Raw genomic sequence first — 4,309 nt, 5'->3', positions numbered from 1 at the left:
AGAACGCGCTCTGGTCCGCAGGCGGCGCGCCGAAGCTTCATCGTACCGACAGCCTCTCGGCCGCCTTCCGCAATCTGGACGCGGATGCCAGGATCGTAAGCGCCAAATCCTCCCCACATTTTCCTAGCGGACGAGCTGGCTATGGTTAGCCCCTCAGATGAGGGGTATCGTAGTGACAGATGATGTAACGACTTTCGAAACAACTTTCGAAAGGCAGGAGGGACAACGTCCCTCGCGGATGGATGTGATACCGGCGGGCCGGGCGCGCCGTCGTTGGACCGCCGAAGCCAAGGCGCGGATTATCGCATCGAGTTTCGAGGCCGGCGCCAATGTTGCGCAGATCGCTCGTGCCCACGACATGCTTCCTCAACAGCTTTACGCCTGGCGGCACGAGAGCACGGTTGGCAAGCGCGCGGGCGAGGAGACGTTGGGCTTCGTTCCCGCAGTGGTCGAGGGCGGAGGGGACGGCGGGCCTGGCGGCAAGGCGGATCAGGAGATTGTGATCCGCCTTGCCGCCATCGCGATCCACGTGCCGCCCGGGGCGAGCGCAGACCATATAGCTCGAGTGCTAGGCGCGGTGAGGCAGGTGGGATGATCATCCCACCTGGGCCGCTTAATGTGATGGTGGCGACCAAACCGGTGGACTTCAGGAAGGGAGCGATCGGCCTTGCCGCGTTGGTCGAGCATGAATTGGGGCTCAAGCCGTTCTCCGGCGTCGCCTTCATTTTTCGTTCGAAGCGAGCGAACCGGATCAAACTCCTGGTGTGGGATGGAACCGGCCTCGTACTTGTAAGCAAGGTTCTGCAGACCGGCGGCTTCCATTGGCCAAGGGCCGGGGATGGCGTCATGCGGCTCTCCGCAGCCCAGGCATCTGCCCTGTTCGAGGGGCTCCAATGGTCCAAAATGCACACGCCGCGCGTCCATAGTCCGGTCACGACGCGGTAGGTCGCGCGCCTGATTCTTCTGGTCGAAATGCGATTGCGACCGTCCGAAAAACGGCCAGTATGCAGGCATGTCCGCCACCGCCGCCGACCTTCCCGACGACATCGCCACGCTCAAGGCGATGGTCCTGGCAGGTCTCGAGCGCGAGGCTCGGATGCAGCATATCCTCGATCAGATCACCCGTACGACCTTTGGCAAACGCTCGGAAAAGCTCAGCCCGGATCAGTTGGCGTTGGGCCTCGATGATCTCGACGTCGCCCGCGCCGAGTTGGACGGACTTGCGGAGCAATCGGCGGCGGGAGACCGGAAGAGAGAACGAAGCCGGAAGGAGCCGGGCGCCGCGCGCGCATCTCTTCCAGGGCACCTGGTTCGGGTGGAAGAAGTGCTTCTGCCCGATGAGAAGGAATGCCCCTGCTGCAGCGGCGCGCTGCATTGCATCGACAGCGACGTCTCGAGCCGGCTCGACGTCATTCCCATCCAGTACCGGGTGATCGTGACCGCGCGTCCGAAAATGGCGTGCCGCGTGTGCAGCGAGGGTGTGTTCCAGGCGCCGGCACCCAGGCACGTGGTTCCAGGCGGCCTTCCCACCGAGGCACTCATCGCTGACGTCGTCGTCAAGAAGTACGCCGATCACACTCCGTTCTATCGCCAGGCGCAGGCCCTGCGGCGCCAGGGCATCGTGATCGACCGAGGAACGCTGTGTAACTGGGCAGGCAGGGCAGCTGGCTACCTCGGGCGCATAACGAGCCGACTGAAGGCCGATATACTTGCAGGCGCGAGGGTGTTCGCTGACGAAACCACCGCGAAGGTCTTGGCGCCGGGCACCGGAAAGACGAAGACCGGCTACCTGTGGGCGGTTGCCCGCGACGACAGCCCGCATGGCGGGGTCGATCCGCCAGCGGTCGCCTACACCTACATGCCCGGGCGCGGGAAGGTCTGGGCAGAGAAGCTGCTCGGGGACTTTACCGGCATCGTCCAATGCGACGGTTACGGCTCGTACAAGCACATAGAGGCCCCGGATCGAAAGGCCGGGCCGGGAACGCTGGCATTTTGCTGGGCGCACGTCAGGCGCGGTTTCTTCGACGATGCAAAGGGCGGTAATGCGCCTGTAGCTGAGGAGGTCCTGCGGTACATTGCCGAACTCTACAAGATCGAGGCGAGGATCCGCGGAACGAGTGCCGAAAACAGGTTGGCCGTCCGCCAGCTCGACGCGGCGCCGATCATTGCGAAGATGCATCCGTGGCTCAAGGAGATGCTACCCAAGCTACCGCGTGGTTCGGGCACGGCCGAGGCGATCGGCTATACGCTCAATCAGTGGAAGGGGCTCATCCGCTTCCTCGAGGATGGGCGTATCGAGCTCGACAATAACACGGTCGAGCGATCAATCAGGCCGATCACGTTGCAGAGAAAAAACTCGTTGTTCGCTGGGCACGACCTTGGCGCCGAAAACTGGGCTGCCTTCGCAACCCTGATTGAAACCTGCAAACTGAACGACATCAATCCGCAGGCTTACCTCACCGATGTACTCGCCCGGATCGTGCTGCGTACCGACGCCGATCCCGTCGACGATCTCTTGCCCTACAACTGGGTCGACAGCCGCGCCACATCCGCAGCCCAGGTCAATCAGGCCGCTTGAACGCCCCTCGGTGGGGATGATTTAGCGCTTACCCCAGGATCGACCTGACCAAGCGTTATGACGCGCTTTGTGACCATTATGGAATGGAGCCCACGAGGAACAACCCGGGCGTTGCCCATGAGAACGGCGCGATCGAGAGTGCCCATGGCCATATCAAGGCTGCCATAAGGGATGCGCTGCTGCTGCGCGGGAGCGCCGACTTCTCCGACCTTGCCGACTATCGCCGCTTCATCGACGAGGTCGTGAATGCGCGCAACCGGCGGCACGGCCCCGGGATCGATGCCGAACGCAGGTTCCTGCAGCCGCTGCCGGACGTGCGCACCACCGATTACGAGGAGATCCTCGTGACGGTCACATCCTCGGGCGGCTTCACTTTGCGCAAGGTGTTCTACACGGTCCCATCCCGCCTGATCGGGCACCGTTTGCGGGCTCGCCTTTATGATGGCCACCTTGATCTCGATCCGGCGATCAAGGTGAGATTGTTGCAGATGAGCCCCGCCACGATTGACCGTGTTCTTCGGATCGCGAAAGGAAACAATCAGAAGGACCGGCGTCGCGGCGTGGCAGGATCCGAACTCAGGCGCAGTGTTCCGATCCGAACATTCAGCGACTGGGGAGATCCGGCGCCGGGACATATGGAGGCCGACCTTGTTTCTCATAGCGGCCCGGTGGCGAAAGGGAGCTGGGCGTGAACGCTAACGTTAACGGATATCGCAACAGGCTGGACCGAATGCGCTCCGCTACTGGTTCGCGAGCAAACGTTGTTGGTGGAGGTCCTCAAGGAACTGCGCAAGCTGATGCCGTTCCCGTTGCTGGTTTCGATTCCGACAATGACAGCGTGTTTATCAATGAGACCGTGCGGGATTACTGCGCGGCGACGGAAATCGCCTTTACCCGCTGCCGTCCCTATCGGAAGAACGATCAGGCTTGGGTCGAGCAGAAGAACGGTTCGGTTGTGCGTCGTCTAGTGGGCTATCGCCACTTCGAGGGGCTGGAAGCAGCCGGGTTACTGGCTGAGCTGTATGCGGCGGCGCGTTTGTTCGTGAACTTTTTCCAACCTTCATTCAAATTGGCGGAAAAGCGCCGCGACGGCGCCAAAGTCCACAAACGTTATCACGCTCCCGCGACGCCGTTCCAGCGCCTGATGGATGACCCGCGGACCAACGAGCAGACACGCGAACGGCTACGGGACCTGGCTGCCAGACTGGATCCGGTTCGACTGCTGCGAGATATCCGGACCGCGCAGCAGAAACTGGTGGTCCTGGCCGACGCCGTCGTCTTGGCAAATCCGAACGAAACGTCACCCCCACCGCTGGGGGCCTTCCTCTTGAGCCTGAAAGCTTTCTGGCAGAATGGTGAGGCGCGGCCCACGGCCGTTGATAAGACGCCGCGCAAGCGAGAGCGGCGCCGGCCGGATCCACTGCTTCAGGTTACCGACCAGTTGAAGGCCTGGTTCGAAGAGGAGCCTTGGCGTACCGGGCGAGTTGCTGGAGAAATTGCAGGCCCAGCAGCCGGACATCTACCCAGACGGCCTTCTGCGAACTATCCAGCGCCGGTTGAAAGGTTGGCGTACCGAACACGCGCGCGCACTTGTGTTCAGCCACTCTTCCGGACAGGCCAGCGCCACGCCAGTCGACGCGGAAACCATTCTTACGGCGATGATGCTCGAGGGCCTGTAATACCAAGGTGCATTGATCAGAACCCATGGGCCCATTGGCGCAGTCCGAGTGA

Annotated in this window: 3 protein-coding genes and 2 pseudogenes; all 5 read left to right on the top strand. The window is 62.2% G+C overall.

Features of this window, described 5'->3' with window-relative positions:
- Positions 1 to 238: 238 nt before the first annotated feature.
- Complete coding sequence (locus QRN25_RS26115) at positions 239 to 595, top strand: transposase (RefSeq protein WP_285022453.1); 357 nt, start codon at positions 239 to 241, stop codon at positions 593 to 595.
- A complete protein-coding gene (gene tnpB / locus QRN25_RS26110) occupies positions 592 to 945 on the top strand; it encodes an IS66 family insertion sequence element accessory protein TnpB (protein ID WP_147222007.1) in 354 nt (117 codons plus the stop codon). The genes QRN25_RS26115 and tnpB overlap by 4 nt, the downstream gene beginning before the upstream one ends.
- A gap of 67 nt (positions 946 to 1,012) precedes the next feature.
- Positions 1,013 to 2,578 carry an IS66 family transposase gene (gene tnpC / locus QRN25_RS26105; protein WP_285022451.1) on the top strand — a complete coding sequence of 522 codons (1,566 nt, stop codon included), beginning with the start codon at positions 1,013 to 1,015 and terminating at the stop codon, positions 2,576 to 2,578.
- 41 nt (positions 2,579 to 2,619) lie between these two features.
- Positions 2,620 to 3,036, top strand: a pseudogene (locus QRN25_RS26100) (IS21 family transposase); the annotation flags it as partial.
- Positions 3,037 to 3,266: 230 nt separating this feature from the next.
- Positions 3,267 to 4,309: pseudogene (locus QRN25_RS26095) on the top strand (hypothetical protein); the annotation flags it as partial.

Origin of the sequence: Novosphingobium sp. fls2-241-R2A-195 (assembly GCF_030209485.1) — a bacterium.
GTDB classification, from domain to species: Bacteria; Pseudomonadota; Alphaproteobacteria; order Sphingomonadales; family Sphingomonadaceae; genus Novosphingobium; species Novosphingobium resinovorum.
The sequence above is the reverse complement of the archived record's forward strand: the minus strand, read 5'-3'. Positions and strand labels throughout refer to the sequence as shown.